Source organism: Mesorhizobium sp. M0491, from assembly GCF_040321265.1.
GTDB lineage: Bacteria > Pseudomonadota > Alphaproteobacteria > Rhizobiales > Rhizobiaceae > Mesorhizobium.
The window spans coordinates 1-23638 of the sequence record NZ_JAMYRE010000024.1; the positions used below are offsets into that span (position 1 = coordinate 1).

Genomic DNA, 23638 nt, shown 5'->3' on the forward strand with positions numbered 1-23638 from the left:
AACCACCTTGGCCTATCCCGCCGTCCCCCCCAAACACCATTACCACCGGGGCCAGCCCCCCCGGACCGGGTGTTGCTCACCCCCCCGGGGCGGGGCCTTTCGGAACGGCCGCGTAACCGTTCGGTCGCTTAGGCCGCGAACGCTCTGACCCTGACGCCGCTTGCCTCAAGCCGTCTCCTGACATGCGCGGCGATGGCGACGGCAGCCGGCGTGTCGCTGTGGACGCAGATCGAATCGATCGGCGTCCGCAGCATCTGCCCGGAAAGCGTCTCGATGGCGCCTTGCTTGACCATTCGGACGACCCGTTCGGCTGCCCTCTCGGCGTCGTGGATGACAGCGCCTTCCAGCTTGCGCGAAACAAGGAAGCCTTCCTCCGTATAGGCGCGGTCGGCGAATATCTCGGACCTGACCGTCAGCCCAGCGTCGCGCGCGATCCTGTCCTGGAAGCCGAGCGCAATGACCAGGCAGATCAGGCCGGGATCGACGGCCTTGACCGCGCGCGTCACCGCTTCGGCGACGCCACGATCGGTCTGGGTAAGATTGCCTAGCGCGCCATGCGCCTTCACATAGCGGATCGGGTGGCCGGCATAGGCGGAAAGCGCCTGCGCCGCGCCGATCTGGTAGGCGACCAGCCTTTCGATCTCATCCATGGAATGCGGAATGATGCGGCGTCCGAACCCCCACAGATCGGCGAAGCTCGGATGCGCGCCAACGGCAACGCCCTTGTCGCGCGCCATCGAGAAGGTGGCAGCCATGATCTCGGGGTCGCCGGCATGAAAGCCGCAGGCGACATTGGCGGAACTGACGATGTCGAGGATCGCCGCATCGTCGCCGAGCCTGTAGGCTCCAAAACCCTCGCCCATGTCGGAATTGATATCGACCTGCAATCCTTGGGCCGCCATGGCGCTTTCCTCAGTGGTTCGAACCATCGCCTTTGCTTCACACCAGCTCGTAGAGCGGCGTGCCGTAGCCGACGACCGCTCCGTCCTCGATCAGCGCCGCGCCCAGCACGCCGTCTACCGGCGCGAGCACGGCCTTCAGGCATGGGCCGACCTGCAGGACGCCGACCGTCTCGCCCTTGCGAACCACCTGGCCAGGGTCGGCAACCGGCCGACCGGTCGTTGGATGATCGAGACGGAACACGCCGACGCCGGGCGCGCGCACGCCTTTGAAGACCGTTTCGGCCTTCGGGGCTTCGGCCGCGGGTGTCGAGGGAACAACGGATTGCATGTGCAGGCGCAACGAAAAGCCGGCCTCCGACACTTCGATCTCGCCGATGCCGGCGCTAACACACCAGCCGGCCAGCCTTTCGAGCTCCTCAACCGTCATCGCCGCCTCGTCCCTGGAGCAGACCGCCTTCAATGAGACGTTCAAGATGATGGATATCGAAGCCGCCGGCGGCAAAGCCGGGCTCCTCCATCAGGAGGCCGTGGAGCGGCGCGTTGGTGGCGATGCCGACAGCCTCCATCTCGCCCAGCGCGCCGCTCATGCGCCGGATCGCCTCGGCCCGCGTCGCGCCATGCGCCAGCAGCTTGGCCACCAGGGAATCGTAGTGCGGCGGCACGGTGTAACCGGAGTAGAGATGCGATTCGACGCGGATTCCCGGGCCGCCGGGCGGCGTCCAGCGCTCGACCCGGCCCGGATGCGGGCGAAAGCTGTAGGGATCTTCAGCGTTGATGCGGCATTCGACGGCGTGGCCCTGGATGCGGATGTCTTCCTGGCTGAACGACAGGGCTTCGCCCCGGCCGATGCGGATCTGCTCGCGCACGATATCGATGCCGGTGACAAGTTCCGTGACGGGATGCTCCACCTGCACGCGGGTGTTCATCTCGATGAAAGAGAAGCGCCCGTCCTCGTAGAGGAATTCGAACGTGCCCGCGCCTGTATAGCCGATGGTTAGGCATGCGTGGGCACACAACTCGCCGATCTCGGCAATCGCCTCGCGGGCGATGCCGGGCGCCGGCGCCTCCTCAATGATCTTCTGGTGGCGGCGCTGCATGGAGCAATCCCGCTCGCCTAACCACACCGCCTTGCCATGCTTGTCCGCCAGAATCTGAATCTCGATATGGCGCGGGTGCTCAAGGAATTTCTCCAGATAGACTTGCGGGTTGCCGAAGGCCCGGTCCGCCTCTTTCACCGCCATCGAAACGGCTTCCAACAGAGCGCGCTGCTCGCGCACGATGCGCATGCCGCGCCCGCCGCCGCCGCCCGCCGCCTTGACGATGACCGGATAGCCGATGGCCTCGGCAATGGCGCGCACTGCCTGCTCGTCCTGCGGCAGCGCCCCCTCCGACCCTGCAACGCAGGGAACGCCGGCAGCGATCATCGTGCGCTTGGCGGAGACCTTGTCGCCCATGGTGCGGATCGCCGCGGCCGACGGCCCGATGAAGGCGAGGCCGGCATTTTCGACGGCCTCAGCGAAGGCGGCGTTTTCCGAGAGAAAACCATAGCCCGGATGGATCGCGCCCGCGCCGGTGAGTTGCGCGGCCGCGATGATCTCGGCGATATTGAGATAGCTCTCCGTCACGGCAGCCGGCCCGATGCAGATCGCCCTGTCCGCCAGCGCGACATGGCGAAGGCTCGCGTCGGCTTCCGAGTGCGCTGCCACCGTCTTCAATCCGAGATCGCGGCAGGCGCGCAGGATGCGCAGGGCGATTTCACCGCGGTTGGCGATAAGGACGGTGTCGAACATCGCCGCTAGCCCAAATCTTCGAGAACGAACAGCACATCGCCGGACCGCACGGCGGCATGGTCGTCGAACGCGATCTGGACGATCCGCCCAGCGCGATCGCATTCCACGACATTGAACGTCTTCATGGCTTCGAGAACACCGACCTTCTGCCCTTCCACGAGCACATCGCCAACCGAAGCGAGCGGCGGTTCGCCTTCGGTGCCGGAACGGTAGAACACGCCGGTCAGCGGCGCGCGGATCGAATGCCGCGCGATGGGCGGAGCTGTCGAAGCCGGATTTGTGAAGACGGCAGGGCCGGCGGCTGACCCCGACTGCGGCGAAGGCTGCGACGCGGATTGCGCCAGCACCCCCTGCCTGGACATGCGGATACGAACGCCATCGCGCTCGATCTCCAACTCGGCAATGGGCGAACGCGAGACAAATTCGATCAGCTTCTGGACGAAGTCGAGATCCATCGCCGGCCCTATCGCAGCGCTTCGACAGCCTCGGCGATACGCCCGATCGCTTTTTGGATCAGGTCCATCGACGTGGCTATGGAAATGCGGAAATGCGGCGACAGGCCGTAGGCAGAGCCCTGCACCACCGCGACCCGCGCCTGATCGAGCAGGTAAAGCGAGAAGTCGTCGTCGCTGCCGATAGGAGTGCCGTCCGGGCGGCGACGGCCGATCAGGGCCGAGCAATTGGGATAGAGATAGAAGGCGCCCTCGGGGGTCTGGCAGGTAAGGCCGGGAATCTTGCGCAGCAGCTCCAGAGCGCGGTCGCGCCGAGCCTGGAATTCGAGCGCCCGAGGGCGAAGAAAGTCCTGGGCACCTTCCAGTGCGGCAATGGTCGCGGCCTGCGAGATGGATGACGGGTTCGACGTGCTTTGGCTCTGCACGGTCGCCATGGCGCGGATCAGCGGTTCCGGCCCGCCGGCATAGCCGATCCGCCAGCCGGTCATGGCATAGGCCTTCGACACCCCGTTCACTGTCAGCGTACGGTCCTTCAGCCTCGGCTCGACGCCGGCGATGGTATGGAAGGTACGTCCATCGAACAGGATATGCTCGTAGATGTCGTCGGTCAGAACGTGCACATGCGGGTGATCGAGCAACACCCCCGCCAGCCCCGCAAGTTCGTCGCGGCTGTAGACGGCGCCTGTCGGGTTGGAAGGCGTGTTGAGCAGCAGCCATTTGGTGCGCCCGGTGATCGCGGCTCGCAGGGCTTGCGGTGTCAGTTTGAAATCCTGCGCCTCCGTGCAGGGAACGACCACGGGCTTGCCTTCGCCGAGCAGGACGATGTCGGTGTAGGAAACCCAATAGGGCGCTGGAACAACCACCTCGTCGCCGGGGGCCAGCGTTGCCAGCAGGGCGTTGTAGATGATCTGCTTTGCGCCGCCCGCGACACTGATTTGCGAAGGCTTGTAATCGAGGCCGTTCTCGCGCCTGAATTTTCCGGCCACCGCCTTCTTCAGCGCGGCGGTGCCGTCGACCGCCGTATAGCGCGTCTCACCTCTGCGCATCGCCTCGTAGGCTGCCTCGACGATGTGCGGAGGCGTCGGAAAATCCGGTTCGCCGGCGCTCAGGCTGATGACGTCGATGCCGGCCGAGCGCATTTCGATTGCCCGCGCGGTGACCGCCATACTGGGGCTTGGCTTGATGACGTCGAGACGGGGAGCGATGAGGCCCACGGGAAATCCTCGGCATGGCTGCCGCGACGTTGCCGGGCAGGTGATATCTGTTATAAATTGGATAATGTATTCTGTTTTTCACGTCAAACCTCTTTTTCTGCATCGAAGACCGGGTTATGTCTCGTTTTGGACGTGGACCGATAGAGGAAGATATCCAATCCTTGTCGCCACGGATGATATTCGAGATAGGGAACGCGATTGGTATGGGCACAAGCTATGATGTGGTGATCGTCGGCGGTGGCGTTGTCGGCAGCTCGATCGCCTACTTTCTGTCAGCCAATCCGGATTTCGATGGCAGGATCGCGGTGATCGAGCGGGACCCGTACTACACGGCGTCCTCGTCTTCCTTGTCGACCAGCGCCATCCGCCAGCAGTTCGGCACGGCGCCCAACATTGCCATGTCGAAGTTCAGCATCGACTTCCTGCGCCAGGTAAAGACGCGGCTTGCCATCGGCGACGAGTTGGCCGACATCGGCCTGCATGAGCCCGGCTACCTCGTGCTGGCGACACCCGAGCGGGCAGACGCGCAGCGTGCCAAGAATCGCGTTCAGCGCGGCATGGGCGTCGACGCCGAACTGATCGAGCAGGTCGATCTGGCACGACGCTTCCCGTGGCTCAACACGGACGATCTCGCCCTTGGCTCGCTCGGCCTTGGCAGCGAAGGCTGGTTCGACGGCCCCGGCCTGATGCAGGCCTTCCGTCGGAAGGCGCGCACGCAGGGCGTGAACTATCTTGCCGCGACGGTGACCGGACTGACCATGGCGTCTCCCCAAAAGGTCGGCGAAGTGGTGCTCGACAATGGCGACCGGCTTGCCGCCGGCACGGTGATCAACGCGGCCGGACCATGGAGCGCGGGCATTGCCATGATGGCCGGCGCCGAGCTGCCGGTTGTCCCGAGCAAGCGCTGCGTCTTCGTCTTCGAAACGCCGGCAAGGATCGAAAACTGCCCCTTCGTCTTCGACACGAGCGGCTTCTGGCTGCGGCCGGAAGGTCAGCTCTTCCTGTGCGGTATTCCGCCGGTGCGCGACAACGATCCAGACGATTTTGGCTTGGATGTGGATTACGACCTGTTCGACGAGTTGATCTGGCCGGCGCTCGCCCATCGTGTGCCCGGGTTTGAGCAATTGCGGATGCTGCGCGCCTGGGCGGGGCTCTACGAATACAACACCTTCGACCACAGCGGCATCATCGGCCGGCATCCCGAGGTGTCGAACTTTGTCCTGGCCACCGGCTTCAGCGGCCACGGCATGATGCATGCAGCGGCGACCGGGTCGGGCGTCAGTGATCTCATTGCCTATGGCGAGTACCGCTCTGTCGACCTGTCGGCCTTCCGCTACGAACGGATCGCTGGCAATCAGCCTATCGAGGAACATGTCTACTGAAGCGAAACGGGCGACATGGCATCGCAGTGACAACGGTGCTATGCGTCCACTTCTTCAATCAAAACGGCGCCAGTCAACAAACACGGTGGCCGCCTCAGGCTGATTCATGCTCGTACAGAAGAAAACCATCTCGACCCAGGTCGCCGATGCCATCAGGCAGAAGATCCTGATCGGCGAATACGAGGCCAACTTCCAGCTGCGGCAGGAGCATCTGGCCACCGAGTTCGGCGTCAGCCGAATTCCGGTGCGAGAGGCGCTGCATCAGCTTCATTCGGAAGGCTTCGTCACGCTGGTTTCCCACAAGGGCGCCGTCGTCACCTCCATTTCCCTGGACGAGATCCTCGAGCTCTACGAATTGCGAGCCCGGATCGAAACATGGCTGCTGGCCCTAGCCATTCCAAGGATGACGGAGGCAGACCTCGCGCTGGCCCGCGAGCGCGCAAAGCAGCACCAGGAGCAGGGCAAGACCGGCGAGTACTCGAACCAGCTCAACTGGAACTTCCACGCCGCGCTCTACGCGCCGTCCGGCCGCAAGGCGACGATCGAACTGGTCGGGCGCATCTACCAGCAGCTGGAACGCTACACGCGCATGATGGTGACGCTCACCGAGATCCAGGCCCAGTCCGACCGCGACCACTGGCAGCTCATCGACCTGTGCGAAGCCAAGGATACGCTGCGCGCCGTCGGCCTTTTGGAAATGCATATCATCACCAGCGGCAAATTCCTGGTCGACCGGCTTCAGGAATTGCGGGGCAGCTGATCAGTCGCCCCGTCTCCTTGTCCAGCCCCAATCCTTCGCGCGAAGATCATTTGCCGGGCAGATTGGTCGCCCGGGTCAGCAGGATCACGCCTGCCTTGTCGGCTGTGTCGTAGTAGGTGAAGCCGGTGCGGTTTTCCCGGCGCCCGCGCATCAGCACGGCAAGTCCGTCGGTTTTCGCCTTGGTTTCGGCTGCGTCCGCATCACGAACCTCGAAGCCGATATGGAAGACACCTTCACCCTTGCTGTCGAGATGAATTCGCTGCGGTGAAGGATCGCCGTTCGGCTGGCACAGCTGCAGCTGAACGTTCGGCAAGTTGCAAATCCGATATTGCATCGCCTTGAAACCCTCGGGGCTTGGGACCTGCAGTTCTTCGTATTCGGCCAGCGGCGGATAGGACTCCCATGGCCCGATGCTTATGGAGTCATAGTAGGCCTGCGCCTTGTCGATATCGTGCACGACGATGCAGATGTGATGCAGCTTTTCGAAATTACCCATGTCGTCACTCCCCATTCTTCTCACTCCTTGATCGGGACCGTATAGTTCAGCACGCGGCGCCCCCCGTCGGGGTAGATCGTCTCGCCGGTGATGTAGGAAGCGTCGTCGCTGGCCAGGAACGCCACGACCGAGGCGATCTCGGCTGCCGTGCCGAGGCGCCCGAGCGGTGTCCGCGAAAGAACCGCCCGTCTCATTTCTTCCGAATCGATGAATGTCCCGTCCATGACCATGTCCGTGGCGATGGTGCCCGGGCCGACACCGACCACACGGATGCCATGGGGAGCGAAGGCGACGGCCGCGGTGCTGGTGACCTGGTTCATGCCGCCCTTGGAGATCGCGTAGGTGGCGACGCGCGGGTTGGCGAGGCCCGAATTGATCGACGACATGTTGATGATGACGCCGCCTCCACCTTGCGCGATCATCTGGCGGGCTGCGGCCTGGGTGCCCATGAACGCGCCCTTCAGATTGACGGCGAGAACCCTGTCGTAGTCCGCCTCTGTGATGTCGAGAAAGTCCTGGACCGGAGCGATGCCGGCATTGTTGACCATGATGTCGACACGGCCGAACTTCGCCACCGCCGCTGCAATCAGCCCATCGATCTGTTCCTTCTTGCTGACATCCGTAACGACCGCCAGGACGCTGTCGGTGGTGCCGATTTCAGCGGCACATTTTTCTAGCTCCACGGCATTGATGTCGCCGAGCACGAGCTTCGCGCCTTCGGCCAAAAAGCGTTCTGCGCAAGCGCGTCCGATGCCGCGCGCCGCGCCTGTGACAACAGCCACCTTGCCTGCCTGTCTCATGTCCAATCCTTCGATCATTTGTAAGTCGGCCACCGTCTCAAGGAGTATGGGCCGAGCTTGGCTAGGGGATTCTCCCACCGAAGCCTAGCCTAGCGGATAACGAAGGGATTGGCGGTCTTGCCGGCGGTGTCTATCCACACCGTCTTGGTCTGCAGATAGGAATTGATGGCATCCTGCCCGCTTTCGCGCCCGATACCGCTCCTCTTGTAGCCGCCGAAGGGCGCCATGTAGGAGACGGCACGGTATGAATTGATCCAGACCATCCCCGTCTCCATTGCGGCCGCGCCGCGCAACGCCCGGCCCATGTCGCTGGTCCATATTCCTGCCGCCAGCCCGTAGGGGCTGTCATTGGCAATGGCGAAAGCCTCTTCCTCGTCGTCGAACGGAATGACCGAAAGGATCGGTCCGAACACCTCTTCGCGCGCGATCCGCATGGTGTTGTTCACGCCGGTGAAGATGGTGGGCTCGACGAACCAGCCCTCGGCCAATTCACCCGAGGCCGGCTTGCCGCCGCCCAGCACGCAAAGCGCACCCTCGCGGCGCGCGATGCCGAGATAGGACAGCACCTTCTCGCGCTGGGCTTGCGTGGTGATCGGCCCCACCTGCGTCTCTTGCAGCGCCGGATTGCCCAGTCGAGCGCTGGCCGCCAGCGTTATGACGCTCTCCACGAACCGGTCGTGGATTTTGCGATGCACCAGCAGCCGCGAACCCGCGATGCAGGTCTGGCCGCTGGCCGCGAAGATGCCTGAGATCGCGCCGTTGACCGCGCTCTCGATATCGGCGTCGTCGAAGACGATGTTGGCCGATTTGCCGCCGAGCTCCAGCGTGACGACTTTTAACTGTTCGGCAGCCGCCCGATAGACCGCGATCCCGCCAGGCTCACCACCGGTGAAGGCGATCTTGGCGACGTCGGGATGAGAGACGAGTGGCGCGCCGACATCAAGCGGCATGCCGGTAACGGTGTTGACCACGCCGGGCGGGAAGCCTGCCCGCGCAAACAGTTTCACGAACTCCAGCGTCGAGGCCGAGGCGTGTTCCGACGGTTTGATGACGACAGTGTTGCCTGCCGCCAGCAGCGGCGCGAGCTTCCATGTCAGGAGCAAAAGCGGCGAATTCCAGGGCACGATCGCTGCAATGACACCCAGCGGCTCGTGGCGGGTGAAAGCGAACATGCCAGCCTTGTCGATCGGCAGCACCGCACCTTCGATCTTGTCGGCAAGACCGCCGAAATAGCGGAACCATTCCGGGATATAGCGCAGCTGTGCCGTCATTTCGGTGAGCAGCTTGCCATTGTCGCGCGTCTCGATGGCGGCAATGCGATCCGCGTTCTCCGCGATCAGCTCAGCCAGCCGCACGAGCAGCTTGCCGCGCGCGGTGGGCGTGATCCCGGCCCACTCCTTCGACCGGAAAGCAGCCTTGGCGGAGGCTACGGCGGCATCCACCTCGGCCTGTCCATCGCGCGGAATCAGCGCCCAGGGCCTGCCGGTGAACGGATCATGGCTCTCGAATGTATCGGCTGTCGATTGCAACCGACCGCCGACCGTGTTCTGGAAACTGACCAGCGCCATATCGGTCCTCAACAGGTGGTAAAGCCCAGATGGGCGCGAAAGCGGTTCTTGACCTCGACCGCGTCGCGCGGCGGCAGCGAGCGCGGCAGGTTCTCGGCGGTGATTTTCAGCACGAAAAGGCGCGGACCGTCGGCCGGATGCCGAAGCTCTTCACACAGCGTGTCGACCTCCTCCAGCGTACGCAGCTCGGCGGTCTTCGAAAAACCGCAAGCGGCCGCGACCTTGTCGAAACCAATGCCCTTGCCGGTATGGCTCGACTGCATGCCGGTCTCGCCGAAATGCTGGTTGTCGAGCACGATCAGGTCGAGATTTTTCGGCCGCGCCACCGAGATCGTCGCCAGCGAACCGAACGCCATGAGCTGTTCGCCATCTCCGGTGATCACCATGACCCGCTTGTCGGGCTGGGCCTGGGCAAGCCCCAGGCCGATCAGCGCAGCACCGCCCATGGCGCCCCACAGATAATAGTTGTCGTTGCGGTCACCGGCAGCATGCACGTCGTAGCTCGGCGAGCCGAGACCGGTCACGACCAGGGCGCCATCGCGGGCGTCGAGCAGCTTCTTCACCGCAACCCGGCGGTCCATCGTCGGTAAATTCATGTCGCTCACCACTTCTTCTTGCCGAGCAGCCGCTGCCCGATCAGCACGGCAATCTGCTGGTCGGCGTCGAAAGCCATCAAGGCTGCCTGCGCCACCGTCTCCACGAGATCGGGACCGGTCTCGGCGCGCAGCACCCTGAGGCCGATCGCCTTCAGCGAGGCCTCCGTCGCCTGCCCCATCGGCACCTGCCACGGATTGAACTCGGCCCACTCGCCTCGCATCGTCACCAGGACGAGCAGGGGAAAGCGCGCCTGCACGGGAAGCGACAGCATGTTGATGCAATTGCCGACGCCTGAGGATTGCATGAGCACGACGCTCCGCTTGCCGCCGAGCCAGGAGCCTGCGGCAATGGCGATGCCCTCCTCCTCCGTCGTCAGCACATTGGTGACAACCTCGGGATCCGTGCTGAAGCGCTCAATCAATGTGGTGTGGCCTGCGTCGGGCACGTAGGACATCTGGCTGATGCCGGCGGCCTTGAGCACGTCATAGACCTGATCCGGCCACTGCTTTTCAGACGCCGCCGGAGCGGCTGCAAGTGCTGCCGCTTGCGGATGTTTTGCTTCTATGCTCGCCGTCACCTTGGACCCCCGGGAATTTGGATTGGAACCAGGTTACCTCGGCTGTCCGATCTAATCTTCGTCCCTTTATTGTGATCAGATATAATGATATTCGATAGCTCATGGAGTTATCGCAGCTACGCACGCTCATCCACGTCGCCGAACTCGGCAGCCTCAGCAAGGCTGCCGACCGGCTGCACATCGCGCAGCCGGCACTCAGTCGGCAGGTACGCATGCTGGAGGAGGAATTGGGCTTTGCACTTTTCCTGCGCCACGGACGCGGCATGGTGCTGTCCGAGCAAGGCAAGGAGGTGCTGACACACGCCATGCGCGTGATGGCCGAGATTGACGAGATTCGCGCCACGGCCACGCCCGCCGATGCGCCGCTAACCGGCGAAGTGGCCATCGGCCTGCCGCCCACCGTTGCCGACATTATTTCGCTACCGCTGGCGGCCGCCTTCGGCAAGGCCCATCCCAAGGCCAAGCTCAGGCTTGTCAGTGCCTACACCGGCTATCTGCTGGACTGGATGCACCGCGGCGAGGTGGACGTTGCGGTGCTCTACGACCCGCGCATGGCGCGTTCGCTGCGCTCGCGCCCGCTGCTCCTGGAAAACCTGTTCCTGATCGGACCGCCGGACGCGGGTTTTTCAACCGTGCGCGCCGTATCGTTCGCCTCGCTCGCGGGCAAGCGCCTGCTGCTGCCCAGCATCAAGCACGGGTTGCGCATCATCGTCGAACGCTGCGCCACGGATGCCGGCATCACGCTCGATGTCGGCATCGAAGCGGACTCATACTCCGCGCTGAAGGACCTAGTGCGCAACGGCCATGGCTGGACGATCCTGCCGCTCGCTCCTATCCATGCCGACGTGACCGCCGGGCTGCTCACCGCCGCGCCGTTGATCGATCCGGTGCCCGTGCGCCGCCTGATCCTTGCATACCCGGCGGACCGGCCTGCCTCGCGGCTGGCGCGGTTTGCCGGACAAGCGATCGAGGACATCGCCAAGGATCTTGTCGGGCGGGCCGTCTGGGTTGGCCAGCTTCTCGGTCCTCCGCCATAAGCATTTGAATTTCGTTATATCTGCTCACGCCTGCCTTGCATTGCGGATAGGGCGTCGAGGCGCGATAGTGAGGCCTGCAGCAAGACGAAAAGCCGGACAAACCTCATGGAACACTACCAGGACATTCGCGATGCCGTCGCCAGGTTGTGCGCGCGCTTTCCCGGAGAATACTGGCGCGCACTCGACAGGGACATGACCTACCCCGGTGAATTCGTCGCAGCGTTGACGGAGGCCGGCTGGCTCTCGATCCTGATCCCGGAGGCCTATGATGGCTCGGGCCTGCCGCTTTCGGCCGCCGCTGCCGTGCTGGAGGAAATCCAGCGCGCCGGCTGCAATGGCGGCGCCTGCCATGCCCAGATGTACACGATGGGCACGCTTGTTCGCCACGGCTCGGAAGCCCAGAAGCAGCGATATCTGCCGAAGGTCGCCACAGGAGAATTGCGCCTGCAGGCCTTCGGCGTCACGGAACCGACCAGCGGCACCGACACGGGTGCGCTCAAGACCACTGCTCGCCTCGATGGCGATCATTTCGTGGTCAAGGGCCAGAAGATCTGGACCAGCCGCGCCGAGCATTCGGATTTGATGCTGCTTCTGGCGCGGACCACACCGCTGAAGGACGGCATGAAGAAGACCGACGGCCTCTCCGTCCTCATCGTCGACATGCGCGAAGCCGTTGGCAACGGCCTCACCATCCGGCCGATCCGCACCATGATGAACCATGCCACCACCGAGGTCTTCTTCGACGATCTGCGCGTGCCGGCCGAAAACATGATCGGCGAAGAGGGAAAGGGATTCCGCTACATCCTCTCGGGCATGAACGCCGAGCGTATCCTGATTGCCGCCGAATGCGTTGGCGATGCGAAATGGTTCATCGAAAAGGCAAGCACCTACGCAAAGGAGCGGCATGTGTTTGGCCGGGCGATCGGCCAGAACCAGGGCATCCAGTTTCCGATCGCAAGGGCCTACGTCAACATGCGCGCGGCCGAATTGATGGTGCGCGAGGCGCTGAGCCTCTACGAGGCCGGCAAGAACCCCGGCGCCGAAGCGAACATGGCCAAGATGCTGGCGGCCGACGCTTCGAACGAAGCCGCCAATGTCTGCATCCAGACTTATGGCGGGTTCGGTTTCGCTGAAGAATACGATGTCGAGCGCAAGTTCCGCGAGACGCGTCTCTATCAGGTCGCGCCGATCTCGACCAACCTCATCCTGTCATACCTTTCCGAGCACGTGCTTGGACTGCCGCGTTCCTACTAGGAGTCGTCCGTGAACGTCCTCATCGTCTATGCCCACCCGGAAGCAAAATCCTTCAACGGCGCCATGAAGGATCTCGCCGTGGAGACCCTGACCCGCGCAGGCCACGACGTCGTCGTCAGCGACCTCTATGCGATGGGCTTCAATCCTGTCGCCGGGCCTGGCGACATATCAGGCGAGCGCAACGATCCGGACTTCTTCAGCCTGTCGCGCGAGCAGACCGCCGCCTACGAGACCGGCGCACTCTCGGCCGACATCAATACCGAGATCGAAAAACTGAAGCGGGCGGACTTCGTGCTGTTCCAGTTCCCGGTCTGGTGGTTCGGAATGCCTGCAATGCTCAAGGGCTGGGCCGATCGCGTCTTCGCGCGCGGTTTCGCCTATATGCCGGGCCGCAAATACGACACCGGCATGTTCAGGGGAAAGCTCGCCATGGTGGCCGCCACCACGGGCACGTCGGCCGACACCTACGCGCCCGATGGCATCGACGGCGACATCCTCACGGTGCTGTGGCCGATCCACAATGGTCTGCTGCGCTATTCCGGCTTCGACGTGCTGCCGCCCTTCGTCGCCTATATGCCGGGCCGTGTCGGCGACGATGGCCGCAAGGCCTATCTGGAAGCCTACCGCAAGAGGCTTGAGGACATTGATGGCACGCCGCATCTGTTCTTCCACGCAGCCGAGGACTACGGCAAGAACGAGCGGCTGAAGCCTGGTGTGCTGGCGCGCTCGGGAGTGCAGCGCAATGTCTGACGGCGCCCGCCCACTGGAGGGCCTGTTTGTCGTTTCGATCGAGCAGGCCGTCGCCGCTCCGCTCTGCACGGTCCGCCTTGCCGATGCCGGCGCACGCGTCGTGAAGATCGAGCGCCCGGAAGGCGAAACCGCGCGTCACTACGATTCCGCAGTGGAGGGCATGTCCGCTTACTTCGTCTGGCTCAACCGCGGCAAGGAGAGCGCGGTGCTCGACCTGAAGACCGAGCACGACCTGGCTCTCCTGCACCGGATGGTCGCGCGCGCCGACGTCCTCGTGCAGAATCTCGTGCCGGGCGCCATCGACAGGCTCGGCCTCTCGGCCGATACAATCGCGAAGGAGTTTCCTCGGCTGATAGCCATCAACATCGTTGGCTACGGGCAGGACACGCCCTACGCGGCCATGCGCGCCTACGACATGCTGGTGCAGGCCGAAAGCGGCATCTGCGCCGTTACCGGCACACCGGACACGCCGAGCAAGGTCGGGGTTTCCGCCGCCGACATCGCCACCGGCATGAATGCCCATGCAGCGATCCTCGAAGCCTTGCTCGCGCGCCAGAAGACTGGGCGCGGTCGCATTGTCGAGATTGCCATGTTCGACGCCATGGCCGATTGGATGACCGTGCCGCTGCTGCACTACGAATATGCGGGCCGTGAGACCCAGAGATATGGCCTGGCGCACGCTTCGATCTACCCCTATCGACCCTATGCCTGTCGGGATGGCAGCGTGGTCGTGTCCATCCAGCAGAACAATGAATGGAAGCGCTTCTGCACGCTCGTGCTGCAAAGGCAGGATCTGTTCGCCGACGAACGCTTCGCCACCAATGCCTGGCGGGTGGCCAATCGCACGGCACTCGACGCCGAGATCGAACCGATCTTCGCGGCAATCGACTGCGAAGTGGCTATAAACCGTCTCAACGAGGCGCAGATCGCCTGGGGCCAGGTGAGCGCAATGAACGACCTGCCGCACCACAAGGCGTTGCGCCGGACAGAGGTGGCGCTGCCGGACGGCAGGCGCATCTCCGTGCCGATGCCGGCAGGGCGGTCGGAGGGGTTCGCAACGGTCCCCAGCGTTCCCGCCCTTGGCGCCGATACGGACCGGATCCGGTCCGAATTCGCCGCCTGACGAGGACCTGATGAGCCTGGACATAACCACGCTGCAGGAATGGGTTGGACGCACACACACGGTCGAGGACATTGTCACCCCGCGCCTGCTGGCCAGCTTTGGCGCCACGCTTGGGGACCACGCGGCGCAGACTGCCGAGGGCGCGGCCCCGCCAGGACTGCACTGGTGCCTGACGCCGGACATTGCCGCCATGCGTGAACTCGGACCTGACGGGCACCCGGCCAAAGGCGGCTTCCTGCCACCGGTGCCGCTTCCGCGCCGCATGTGGGCTGCCAGCGACGTGCGTTTCATGGCGACGATCCGCTCCGGCGACCCCATCCGCCGCCGCTCGACATTGACCGCCATAGAGGAGAAGCATGGCCGCAGCGGCCCCCTCACCTTCGTCACGGTCCGGCACGACATTGCCAACGATTCCGGTCCGGTGATCGAGGAGGACCAGACCATCGTCTATCGCGCCGCCGAAGCTGCTGCGGCGACCCCTGCCCCGCCGGCCAATTCGCCCCTGGCCGCATCGCACGAGCGCACGATCAACGTCGATCCCGTGCTGCTCTTTCGATATTCCGCGCTGACGTTCAACGGGCACCGCATCCACTATGACGCGCCCTACGCCACGACGGTCGAGCACTATTCCGGGCTCGTCATCCATGGCCCGTTGCAGGCGACGCTGCTGATGAACTTCGCCACCGCCATTGCCGGCACGTCGCCGCGCCGTTTCTCGTTCCGCGGCGTGCATCCCGCGACCGGCCCGCAGCGCCTGCTTTTGAGCGCAACATCCCGAGGCCAAGATGGCATGGCCCTCGAGGTACGGTCGGCCGACGGCCATGTGACGGTGAAGGCCACGGCGCAATGGTGAGCTTCGTCACGCCTGTGGTGCCGCTCTTCGTACCCGGCTCGCGGCCGGAGCGCTTTGCCAAGGCCGACAGCAGCGGCGCGGATGCGGTCATTCTCGACCTCGAGGATGCCGTCGCCCCTGGCGACAAGGAGCGCGCCCGGGAAGCAGTCGTTGCCCATGCAGCCGTGCTGACATCCGCGGTCGTGGTTCGCATCAACGCCGTCGGCACACCCTGGCACGAAGTGGATATCGATGCCGTGCGGCGCCTCGACGGCGTCTCCGTCATGCTGCCCAAGGCCGAGCGGCCGGAAGACATTACTGATATCACCAGGCACATGGCACGCAGCGTTTCCGTCATCGCGCTGGTCGAGAGTGCTGTCGGCCTTGCCAATCTGCCGGACATATTGGCCACGCCCGGCGTCGTTGCCGTCGCCTTCGGCTCGGTCGACTTCTCGCTCGATCTCGGTTGCGCGCATGATCGGCTGATCCTGCTTGCGGCTCGCAGCGAAATCGTCTGGCGCTCGCGCGCCGCTGGCCGGGCCGCGCCGATCGACGGCGTAACGACCGACCTGAGCAATCCTGAAATCACGGAGGATGACGCCCGCCACGCCATGAAGATGGGTTTTGGCGGCAAGATGGCCATCCATCCGAGGCAGATCGAGCCGATTCGCAATGGCTTTCGCCCGAGCGAAAATGACATCACATGGGCACGCGACATCATTGGCGCGGCCTCATCAGGCGAAGCCAGCCAGGTGAACGGCGAGATGGTGGATCGGCCGGTCATCGAACGTGCAAGGCAGGTCCTGCGCCGGGCCGCTTTGGTCTAAAGGGCATGCCAGAGGAGGAGCAACAGATGAGCACGGACACCGCCGATTGGCCGACCGCCAGGCTCTGCTCGTTCATCGCCGAACTCGACTTCGAACAGATCCCGCCGCGCGTCGTTCATTTCGCGAAAGGACTGATGATCGACTGGCTCGGCTCGGCGCTGGCCGGCAAGGGTGCGCACCAGGTCGAGATCATCGACGGCTTTGCGCGTGCCATGGGGCCGGCGGACGGCCCAAGCACCATCATCCCGACGCGGCGGCGCACAAGCCCCTATTTCGCGGCGATGGTCAATGCGGCGGCCTCCCATATCGTGGAACAGGACGACGTTCACAACGGCTCGGTCTTTCACCCGGCGGCCGTGATCTTTCCGGCGGTCCTGGCGGTTGCCGAGGCTGAGGGGAAGACCGGCCGCGACGTCCTGACTGCCTGCATCGCCGGCTATGAAGTGGGCATCCGCGTAGGAGAATTCCTCGGACGCTCGCACTACGAGATATTCCACACCACCGGCACCGCTGGCGCTGTCGCCGCGGCCGCGGCGGTCGGCAGATTGATCGGACTGGACGCAGCCGGTCTCAACCATGCTCTCGGCTCCGCCGGCACCCAGGCGGCAGGGCTCTGGGAATTCTTGCGCGATGCCGCCGATTCCAAGCAGCTTCATACGGCGCGAGCCGCCGCCAACGGCCTGTTTTCTGCCTATCTGGCACGCGATGGCTTCAAGGGGGCCGCGCAGATCCTCGAAGGGAAAAAGGGCATGGCTTCAGGCATGTCCAGCGACGCCGATCCGGCCCGCCTGACGGACGGCCTCGGCAGCCGTTGGGCAACCGAGGAGACCTCCTTCAAATGGCACGCCGCCTGCCGGCACACCCATCCGGCCGCTGATGCGCTGCAGCTTCTCATGCGCGGCGAGGGGCTCGGTCCGGACGACATCGCTGATGTGGTAACCCATGTCCATCAGGGAGCCATCGATGTCCTGGGCGCGGTGGTCATTCCACAAACCGTCCACCAGGCGAAGTTCTCCATGGGCACAGTGTTGGGCCTCATCGCCGTCCATGGCGTCGCCGATCTCGACGCGTTCGAACACCAAGCACTTGCCGACACGCGCGTCGCCCGTTTCCGCGCCAAGGTGCGGATGGAGTTCGACGCCGAGATCGACAGACTTTATCCCAAGCAATGGGTCGGCAAGGTGAGCGTCATGACCATTGACGGCCGCAAACTCGATACCCGCGTCGACGAGCCCAAGGGCGACCCCGGCAACACGCTTGCGAAACAGGAACTGGAAGCCAAGGCCATACGCCTTGCCGAATTTCGAGGCGGCGCCACCGCCGACGAGATGCGCGCGTGTATAGCCCGCATCTGGAGACTCGATCAGCCCGGAAGCACGGCGCATATATTTGCTGAGAGTTAGCCCGCTATCGCGCCGAAGGACTGCATCCGCCCGAACGGATGGAGAATTGCCCGCGGCCGGTCGTGCTATGGGGCGTGCGCAGGAGCGACCGCAGTTGACTTCAGAGGCGATGTCAGCTTTCGGGAGATCACCCAGTGTCGAACGGCCGACTTGAAGCGCATTGCTGCCATTTGCGAAGATTGAACAAACGCTACTGAATTTGGGTCGTCAATTGCGAACGAGCGCATAACGGGCAGTTCGATTCCTTTCGCGCCGCCCTGTGTTGTAAAGCAGTTTGACGATAATGGTGGGCCCGGAGGGCATATTAAAATCCTTGGTTCTGTTGAGTTTTTCGTGGGCCAGAATCTGAAAGCTTCCCGTATCGTTTCGTATGCTCCCGCGACCCCAAACTGCCGACCATAGCTGACCTCGTTTTACGAACGTTGGGAGCAGGGTCCAGAACGGCGGAAATGGGGCCGGAACCCGACTGACAGCTTCGCGACTTCGGGATGGCCCTAGCGGACGTTTTACAAGTCTGGCATGTCCCATCGGAGACTCGACGACGTCGCTAGGCGAGAAGCGCCGAAACGCTTGTCCAATTATCCCCGGCCCGTTCCGCTTCGATCGCCTCATCAGGAGGCCTCTGGTCGCGCACCAACTTGACGATCTGTTAGCCATGGCAATTGTCGACTAGTATACTTAGCTGGAGTGTTCATGCTGAGGTTCTTGTCAGCGCGCCGCAGTCGCTAGAAATCCGGCCGGGCGCCATGCCACAGCCCGGCGCCAGCGAAGTGGTCGTTCACGTCAGCCGTGCCGGCATCTGTGGCTCCGACATTCACATCCTGCATGGCTCCAATCCGTTCGCCGTTCTATCCGCGCGTCATCGGCCATGAGTTCGCGGGCACCGTCACCGCGCTCGGACGCCATGTGACCGGCGTTGCCGTGGGAGGAGGCCGCGCGGTGGTCGACCCCGTGGTGTCGTGCGGCCACTGCTATCCCTGCCGGATCGGCCGTTCCAATGTCTGCGCCCACCTCGAAGTGATCGGCGTCCATCGCGACGGCGGTTTCCGTAACTTCGTCGCCGTCCCGGCGCATAATGCCATTCCAATTCCGGCCGACATGCCGTTCAGTCTGGCGGCGCTGGCCGAACCGATTTCGATTGCCGCCAACGTCCTCGACCGCACCGGCTGTGGCTCTGTGATACTGCTGATCAGGGTGCCGGAACCGTCGGCGTCACGGTGCTGCAGGTTGGCAAAATGCATGGTGCCCGCTGCATCGTGGCCGACATCGATGAAGCTCGCCTCGAGCGGGCGCTACGCTTCGGTGCCGACAAGGTGATCCACTCCGTGCGCGATCCCGTGCCGGCTCGCGCCTGAATCGCCGGCTGTTGCCACGCGTCGTCGAATGGCTGGCCGACAAGCGGCTCGATCCGCAAGGCATGATCAAGTAGCCTATAACTCATTGAAATTGCACTAATATCCCTATAATCCCAAAAGAGACCGACACCAGAGCCGTCAAAAAATTACGCTTTTGGTTTTAAAGGGAATTCGCCGCAAAGAATTTTCGAGGGTTCACCAACTATCGGGACCAATCGGGCGATTTTTGTACCTCACGACGTTCGACGGCCTGCCCAAGCCGTTTAAAGAAGTACCGTCACCGCTCCAATAAGGCATTGGCATGGGCCATAACGATCGACAAGCAACCGGTGTCGCACACACCCTGCAGCGGGTGGTGTGTTGCGACCGCGCTGGCATCCACTCGATTTTTGCTGAAATTCCGGCTAGCTTGGCGACAGATGGCTCAATTTCTGGTCGGTGAATCACAATGAGACCGCCCGTCAAGAGAATAATGGGCGGCACCTTTGGTCCCGAGGCGAGTGCAATGGCGCACGAATGAGTTCTACAAGAATGCGCCGTGCGACGCCAGCGACCTTGTCCTTTCGTATACCGATCAAGCAATTGGCTATATGGGCAAGATAGGGGAATTTCACCTTTACCAGTCCGGATTGGAATCAAGAGGGATGATTTCTGCCGATTTTTTTGACATCGCTTTCCTCTTCGATCCATCCCACAATATAACAGGAAGTCTCTGCTCACACCCGCGCGGCGATATTCGCCAACCCATCTAGTCTCGGACTCGCGATCAGAAAGCATATCTGAACGGCATTCCATAGAAGCAATATAAAATTGAAAATTGCGGCCAAACCCAGGATGGTTTCGAAGCCGGCGGGCCACTCACGGTGTCAAGGCGAGAATTTTAAGAGACGTTCAAGAATGACCCAGCACGCAGAAAACGCACGAATTCTCATGTACAGCCACGACACGTTCGGGCTCGGCCACTTGCAGCGCTGCCGGACTATTGCGCATTCGCTAGTCGAGGATTTCCGTGGGCTTCAGGTGCTTATCATTTCGGGTGCGACTATCGCTGGCGCCTTCGACTACCGCGCCCGTGTCGACTTCGTGAAGATCCCCAGCGTCATCAAGCTGCGCAACGGCGAATACACCTCGTTGGAAAAGGACATCGATCTGCATGAGACGCTAAGGATGCGTCAGTCGATCATCCGCCACACAGCCGAGACCTTCCGGCCGGATATCTTCATCGTCGACAAGGAACCGCTCGGCCTGCGCGGTGAGATTGAGGACACGCTGTCCTACCTCAAGACGCGGGGCACCACGCTGGTGCTTGGCCTGCGCGAGGTGATGGATGCACCGCATCTGCTCGAAGCAGAGTGGGCGCGCAGGGATGTGATGCGCAAGATAGGCCTGTTCTACGACAAGGTCTGGGCCTATGGCCCGCCGGATTTCTACGATCCGTTGACCGGCTTGGATGTGCCGCCGGCTGTCAGGGCAAAAATGAGATTCGTCGGTTTCCTGCAACGGAGCCTGCAGCGGAACCAGTTGCCCGGCCACCGGCCAGAGGGCGACTATATCCTGGTTACCACCGGTGGCGGCGGCGACGGCGCCGAATTGATTCACGACGTCATCGACGCTTATCAGCAGGATCCGAAATTGCAGCACAAGGCGCTGATCGTGCTTGGGCCTTACATGCCGGCTCGCAAGCGCAACAAGTTGCTGAAGAAGGGGGCCACGATCCCCTACATCAAGATTATCGAGTTCGACAACCGCATGGAAGACCTGATTGCCGGCGCCAAGGCGGTAGTGGCGATGGGCGGTTACAATACTTATTGCGAGATACTATCTTTTGACAAGCCGGCGCTCATCGTGCCGCGCATCGAACCCCGCCAGGAACAACTGATCCGCGCGCGGCGCGCAGCCGAACTGGGCCTCGTCGAAATGCTTTTGCCGGAGGAAGCCAAGGACTCCCAGCGATTTGCCGATGCACTGGTGGCGCTGCCGAATCGGCCTCGTCCATCCCAGAGTAATCCACATCTGACCCTGGAAGGGCTCCCTCATATTTCCGAAATCGTCGCGGAACTGCTCGACCGGCAGGCTGGCCCTCACCTTTCGGTTATTGAAGGCATGAACTGAGTTGCAACATCGCAAGATCGTCGTGGTTCTGAAGGGTTATCCGCGGCTCTCGGAAACCTTCATCGCGCAGGAACTGCTCGGACTGGAGCGTGCGGGGTTCGATCTGATACTCGTCGCGCTCAGGCGGCCGACCGACGCAAAACGCCACCCCGTGCATGACGAGATCAAAGCGCCCGTCCATTATCTGCCGGAATATCTGCATGAAGAGCCGCTGCGCGTGGTTCGCTCGCTTTCTGCTTGTTTGCTGCGGCCGGGCTTCTGGCGTGCACTGGGATCGCTGGCCGTCGATATGCCGCGCGACTTTACGCGCAATCGCGCGCGCCGTTTCGGGCAAGCGCTCGTGCTAGCGGCCGAATGGCCCGAAGACGCGGTATGGCTGCATGCGCATTTCGCGCACACGCCGGCATCGGTGACGCGCTATGCCAGCCAGCTTCTTGGTCTGCCCTGGAGCTGCTCGGCCCATGCCAAGGACATCTGGACTTCGGCGGATTGGGATCTGGCCAGCAAGCTTTCCTCGGCGCGCTGGACGGTAACTTGCACGAAAACCGGCTTCGACCGTCTGAAAAAACTCGCCGACGGCAACTCGTCAGTGCATTTGAGCTATCATGGGCTCGACCTTGATCGCTTCGGCATTTTCGGCGAGGCACGAAAACAGCATGACGGCTCGGCGCCGGACGAACCGGTTATCGTTCTGAGTGTCGGGCGCGCCGTTGCAAAGAAAGGTTACGACACCTTGCTGGAGGCCCTTGCCCTCTTGCCCGGTGATTTAGCGTGGCGTTTCGAGCATATTGGCGGCGGCGAGGAACTGGAACGGCTCAAGGCGTTGGCGCAAAAGCTCGGACTGGATGGTCGCATCTCTTGGAAAGGCGCGCTCGCGCAGGAAGAGGTGCTTGAGCACTACCGCCGCGCCGATATCTTCGCCCTGGCCTGCAGGATCACCGCAAATGGTGACCGCGATGGTCTGCCGAATGTTCTGGTGGAGGCGGCCAGCCAGCGGCTTGCCTGCGTGTCGACCGATATTTCCGGCGTGCCGGAGCTTTTATCGCCGGATGAAACCGGGCTGCTGGTTCCGACGGAAAACCCAATTGCCCTGGCACAGGCGCTGGAGCGGCTGATCCGTGATCCCGTGCTGCGTGCCCGCCTCGGCGACACCGCAGAGGCGCGCGTGCGCGGCAATTTCGATCACATAGCAAGCATTGGACAGCTCAAGGAGCTGTTCGAACGGGAGTGGCGGGCCGCCGAATGAAGCGGCTGCGCGCGTTCTTCTATGTCCAGCACCTGCTCGGCATCGGCCATCTCGCGCGCTCCAGCCGCGTCGCGGCGGCTCTGGTCGATGACGGGTTTGACGTAACCATCGTCACTGGCGGAGCGCCGGTCGCGGGGTTTCCGGGATTGGGGGCAATATCTGTAACCCTGCCATCTGTCACCTCCGGTGATGAAGGATTTTCCGGTCTTGTCGACCTGCAGGGCAAGCCCATCGACGATGATTTCAAGAAACGGCGTTCAGAGATGCTGCTGCAGGCATTCCGGGATTGCAGGCCTGATATCGTCATTGTCGAGGCGTTTCCATTTGGGCGCCGGCAGATGCGTTTCGAACTCTTGCCGCTGATCGAGGCCATCGACGCGGCGTCGCCCAGACCGCTGCTGGTGACGTCAGTCCGTGATATCCTTCAGGAGCGCGTCAAGCCGGGCCGAAACGAGGAAACGGTCGATCTCGTTAACAGGCATTTTGACCTTGTCATGGTCCATGGCGATCCGGCTTTCGCAACCATCGACAAGACATTTCCACTGGCGGGAGCGATCAGGGCCGAGGTTGCGTACACAGGGCTCGTTGCCGCGCCACCAGCGCCCGCGGCCTCCGAGCGTTTCGACGTTGTGGTGTCGGTTGGCGGCGGGGCCGCCGGAAAGAGCCTTGTCCGGTCCACCATCGCATTAGCGCGGAATGCCGACAACGCCTGGAAATGGTGTCTGATCACCGGCCCAAACCTGCCGAAGGACGAATTTGACGCGATTACACGCGATGCGACGCCGCGCCTGTCCATCTTCCGGTTTCGCGAGGATTTCGCCAGCTTGCTGACCGGCGCCCGCCTGTCGGTCTCGCAGGCGGGTTACAACACTGTCTGCGATGTCCTGCGCGCGCGCTGTCGCTCGCTGCTCGTTCCCTTTGCAGCCGGCGGGGAAACGGAACAGACGGTTCGAGCCCTTATGCTCGAAGAGCTCGGCCTTGCAACGGTGCGGATGGAAAAGGACCTGACGCCTGAGTGTCTGGCGCAAGCGATCGAACAGGCGCTTGCGGGACCGGCGCCAGCGGCGCATCGTCTCGATCTGGAAGGCGCCCGTCACTCTGCGCAAATCCTGCGCGAGCGGCAACGAACCTGGTCCTCGAAATCCTAACGCAGGTCGCATC

Annotated in this window: 23 protein-coding genes; 13 read left to right on the forward strand and 10 right to left on the reverse strand. The window is 63.0% G+C overall.

What is annotated here, in order from left to right:
* Positions 1-128: 128 nt before the first annotated feature.
* The 5 genes from NKI69_RS26375 to NKI69_RS26395 are packed head-to-tail and all read right to left on the reverse strand — an operon-like array spanning position 129 to position 4358.
* Positions 129-902 (reverse strand): LamB/YcsF family protein, encoded by a 774-nt coding sequence (locus tag NKI69_RS26375; protein WP_352675242.1) that lies wholly within the window; start codon positions 900-902, stop codon positions 129-131.
* Between the two features lie 37 nt (positions 903-939).
* A complete protein-coding gene (locus NKI69_RS26380) occupies positions 940-1329 on the reverse strand; it encodes an acetyl-CoA carboxylase biotin carboxyl carrier protein (protein ID WP_023809521.1) in 390 nt (129 codons plus the stop codon).
* Positions 1319-2692: an acetyl-CoA carboxylase biotin carboxylase subunit gene (gene accC, locus NKI69_RS26385; protein WP_352722825.1), complete on the reverse strand. Its 1374-nt coding sequence runs from the start codon at positions 2690-2692 to the stop codon at positions 1319-1321. Before accC ends, NKI69_RS26380 begins: the two co-directional genes overlap by 11 nt.
* A 5-nt stretch (positions 2693-2697) precedes the next feature.
* A complete protein-coding gene (locus NKI69_RS26390) occupies positions 2698-3147 on the reverse strand; it encodes an acetyl-CoA carboxylase biotin carboxyl carrier protein (protein WP_352722826.1) in 450 nt (149 codons plus the stop codon).
* An 8-nt stretch (positions 3148-3155) separates the two neighbouring features.
* Positions 3156-4358 (reverse strand): pyridoxal phosphate-dependent aminotransferase, encoded by a 1203-nt coding sequence (locus NKI69_RS26395; RefSeq protein WP_352675250.1) that lies wholly within the window; start codon positions 4356-4358, stop codon positions 3156-3158.
* 203 nt (positions 4359-4561) lie between these two features.
* On the opposite strand from NKI69_RS26395, the gene NKI69_RS26400 reads away from it, so the two are divergent.
* Both NKI69_RS26400 and NKI69_RS26405 read left to right on the forward strand, forming a co-directional pair.
* Positions 4562-5740, forward strand: a complete 1179-nt coding sequence (locus NKI69_RS26400) for an NAD(P)/FAD-dependent oxidoreductase (RefSeq protein WP_352722827.1) — start codon at positions 4562-4564, stop codon at positions 5738-5740.
* A gap of 106 nt (positions 5741-5846) precedes the next feature.
* Positions 5847-6500 (forward strand): GntR family transcriptional regulator, encoded by a 654-nt coding sequence (locus NKI69_RS26405; RefSeq protein ID WP_027167548.1) that lies wholly within the window; start codon positions 5847-5849, stop codon positions 6498-6500.
* A 46-nt stretch (positions 6501-6546) separates the two neighbouring features.
* Here NKI69_RS26405 and NKI69_RS26410 read toward each other — a convergent pair whose 3' ends face one another.
* From NKI69_RS26410 to NKI69_RS26430, 5 genes are all read right to left on the reverse strand, one after another.
* A complete protein-coding gene (locus NKI69_RS26410; RefSeq protein WP_352551630.1) occupies positions 6547-6996 on the reverse strand; it encodes a VOC family protein in 450 nt (149 codons plus the stop codon).
* A 20-nt stretch (positions 6997-7016) separates the two neighbouring features.
* On the reverse strand, positions 7017-7796 hold the full coding sequence (locus tag NKI69_RS26415) for an SDR family NAD(P)-dependent oxidoreductase (protein ID WP_023809528.1): 780 nt from the start codon (positions 7794-7796) through the stop codon (positions 7017-7019).
* 89 nt (positions 7797-7885) lie between these two features.
* A complete protein-coding gene (locus tag NKI69_RS26420) occupies positions 7886-9364 on the reverse strand; it encodes an aldehyde dehydrogenase (protein WP_352722828.1) in 1479 nt (492 codons plus the stop codon).
* Between the two features lie 8 nt (positions 9365-9372).
* A complete protein-coding gene (locus NKI69_RS26425) occupies positions 9373-9960 on the reverse strand; it encodes a thiamine pyrophosphate-dependent enzyme (RefSeq protein ID WP_352722829.1) in 588 nt (195 codons plus the stop codon).
* Positions 9961-9965: 5 nt separating this feature from the next.
* Entirely contained in the window at positions 9966-10538 is a 573-nt protein-coding gene (locus NKI69_RS26430) for a thiamine pyrophosphate-binding protein (RefSeq protein WP_352551631.1), read from the reverse strand.
* Between the two features lie 101 nt (positions 10539-10639).
* Between NKI69_RS26430 and NKI69_RS26435 the strand changes: the two genes are divergently transcribed.
* The 11 genes from NKI69_RS26435 (at position 10640) to NKI69_RS26490 (ending at position 23625) form a co-directional block, all read left to right on the forward strand.
* Positions 10640-11575: a LysR family transcriptional regulator gene (locus NKI69_RS26435; RefSeq protein WP_352722830.1), complete on the forward strand. Its 936-nt coding sequence runs from the start codon at positions 10640-10642 to the stop codon at positions 11573-11575.
* A 105-nt stretch (positions 11576-11680) separates the two neighbouring features.
* Positions 11681-12829 carry an acyl-CoA dehydrogenase family protein gene (locus NKI69_RS26440; protein WP_352722831.1) on the forward strand — a complete coding sequence of 383 codons (1149 nt, stop codon included), beginning with the start codon at positions 11681-11683 and terminating at the stop codon, positions 12827-12829.
* 9 nt (positions 12830-12838) lie between these two features.
* Complete coding sequence (locus NKI69_RS26445; RefSeq protein ID WP_352722832.1) at positions 12839-13579, forward strand: NAD(P)H-dependent oxidoreductase; 741 nt, start codon at positions 12839-12841, stop codon at positions 13577-13579.
* Entirely contained in the window at positions 13572-14702 is a 1131-nt protein-coding gene (locus NKI69_RS26450; protein ID WP_023809534.1) for a CaiB/BaiF CoA transferase family protein, read from the forward strand. The genes NKI69_RS26445 and NKI69_RS26450 overlap by 8 nt, the downstream gene beginning before the upstream one ends.
* A 10-nt stretch (positions 14703-14712) precedes the next feature.
* Positions 14713-15555, forward strand: coding sequence for an HTD2 family dehydratase (locus tag NKI69_RS26455; RefSeq protein ID WP_023809535.1), 843 nt, complete (start codon positions 14713-14715; stop codon positions 15553-15555).
* Entirely contained in the window at positions 15549-16361 is an 813-nt protein-coding gene (locus NKI69_RS26460) for an HpcH/HpaI aldolase/citrate lyase family protein (protein ID WP_352722833.1), read from the forward strand. Before NKI69_RS26455 ends, NKI69_RS26460 begins: the two co-directional genes overlap by 7 nt.
* Before the next feature lie 26 nt (positions 16362-16387).
* Positions 16388-17764 carry an MmgE/PrpD family protein gene (locus NKI69_RS26465; protein WP_023809537.1) on the forward strand — a complete coding sequence of 459 codons (1377 nt, stop codon included), beginning with the start codon at positions 16388-16390 and terminating at the stop codon, positions 17762-17764.
* An 825-nt stretch (positions 17765-18589) separates the two neighbouring features.
* The gene (locus NKI69_RS26475; RefSeq protein ID WP_023809539.1) at positions 18590-19081 is read left to right on the forward strand and encodes an alcohol dehydrogenase catalytic domain-containing protein; all 492 of its coding nucleotides are present in this window, start codon (positions 18590-18592) and stop codon (positions 19079-19081) included.
* 935 nt (positions 19082-20016) lie between these two features.
* Complete coding sequence (locus NKI69_RS26480) at positions 20017-21231, forward strand: glycosyltransferase family protein (RefSeq protein WP_023809540.1); 1215 nt, start codon at positions 20017-20019, stop codon at positions 21229-21231.
* Position 21232: 1 nt separating this feature from the next.
* Positions 21233-22477, forward strand: a complete 1245-nt coding sequence (locus tag NKI69_RS26485; protein ID WP_023809541.1) for a glycosyltransferase — start codon at positions 21233-21235, stop codon at positions 22475-22477.
* A complete protein-coding gene (locus tag NKI69_RS26490; protein WP_023809542.1) occupies positions 22474-23625 on the forward strand; it encodes a glycosyltransferase family protein in 1152 nt (383 codons plus the stop codon). Before NKI69_RS26485 ends, NKI69_RS26490 begins: the two co-directional genes overlap by 4 nt.
* Positions 23626-23638: the final 13 nt, after the last annotated feature.

Bases quoted from the DNA above. Each gene is read 5' to 3' on its own strand.
- NKI69_RS26375 (WP_352675242.1), bottom strand. From the start codon at position 902: ATGGCGGCCCAAGGATTGCAGGTCGATATCAATTCCGACATGGGCGAG.
- NKI69_RS26380 (WP_023809521.1), bottom strand. From the start codon at position 1,329: ATGACGGTTGAGGAGCTCGAAAGGCTGGCCGGCTGGTGTGTTAGCGCC.
- accC (WP_352722825.1), bottom strand. From the start codon at position 2,692: ATGTTCGACACCGTCCTTATCGCCAACCGCGGTGAAATCGCCCTGCGC.
- NKI69_RS26390 (WP_352722826.1), bottom strand. From the start codon at position 3,147: ATGGATCTCGACTTCGTCCAGAAGCTGATCGAATTTGTCTCGCGTTCG.
- NKI69_RS26400 (WP_352722827.1), top strand. From the start codon at position 4,562: ATGGGCACAAGCTATGATGTGGTGATCGTCGGCGGTGGCGTTGTCGGC.
- NKI69_RS26405 (WP_027167548.1), top strand. From the start codon at position 5,847: ATGCTCGTACAGAAGAAAACCATCTCGACCCAGGTCGCCGATGCCATC.
- NKI69_RS26410 (WP_352551630.1), bottom strand. From the start codon at position 6,996: ATGGGTAATTTCGAAAAGCTGCATCACATCTGCATCGTCGTGCACGAT.
- NKI69_RS26415 (WP_023809528.1), bottom strand. From the start codon at position 7,796: ATGAGACAGGCAGGCAAGGTGGCTGTTGTCACAGGCGCGGCGCGCGGC.
- NKI69_RS26420 (WP_352722828.1), bottom strand. From the start codon at position 9,364: ATGGCGCTGGTCAGTTTCCAGAACACGGTCGGCGGTCGGTTGCAATCG.
- NKI69_RS26425 (WP_352722829.1), bottom strand. From the start codon at position 9,960: ATGAATTTACCGACGATGGACCGCCGGGTTGCGGTGAAGAAGCTGCTC.
- NKI69_RS26435 (WP_352722830.1), top strand. From the start codon at position 10,640: ATGGAGTTATCGCAGCTACGCACGCTCATCCACGTCGCCGAACTCGGC.
- NKI69_RS26440 (WP_352722831.1), top strand. From the start codon at position 11,681: ATGGAACACTACCAGGACATTCGCGATGCCGTCGCCAGGTTGTGCGCG.
- NKI69_RS26450 (WP_023809534.1), top strand. From the start codon at position 13,572: ATGTCTGACGGCGCCCGCCCACTGGAGGGCCTGTTTGTCGTTTCGATC.
- NKI69_RS26455 (WP_023809535.1), top strand. From the start codon at position 14,713: ATGAGCCTGGACATAACCACGCTGCAGGAATGGGTTGGACGCACACAC.
- NKI69_RS26460 (WP_352722833.1), top strand. From the start codon at position 15,549: ATGGTGAGCTTCGTCACGCCTGTGGTGCCGCTCTTCGTACCCGGCTCG.
- NKI69_RS26465 (WP_023809537.1), top strand. From the start codon at position 16,388: ATGAGCACGGACACCGCCGATTGGCCGACCGCCAGGCTCTGCTCGTTC.
- NKI69_RS26475 (WP_023809539.1), top strand. From the start codon at position 18,590: ATGGCTCCAATCCGTTCGCCGTTCTATCCGCGCGTCATCGGCCATGAG.
- NKI69_RS26480 (WP_023809540.1), top strand. From the start codon at position 20,017: ATGACCCAGCACGCAGAAAACGCACGAATTCTCATGTACAGCCACGAC.
- NKI69_RS26490 (WP_023809542.1), top strand. From the start codon at position 22,474: ATGAAGCGGCTGCGCGCGTTCTTCTATGTCCAGCACCTGCTCGGCATC.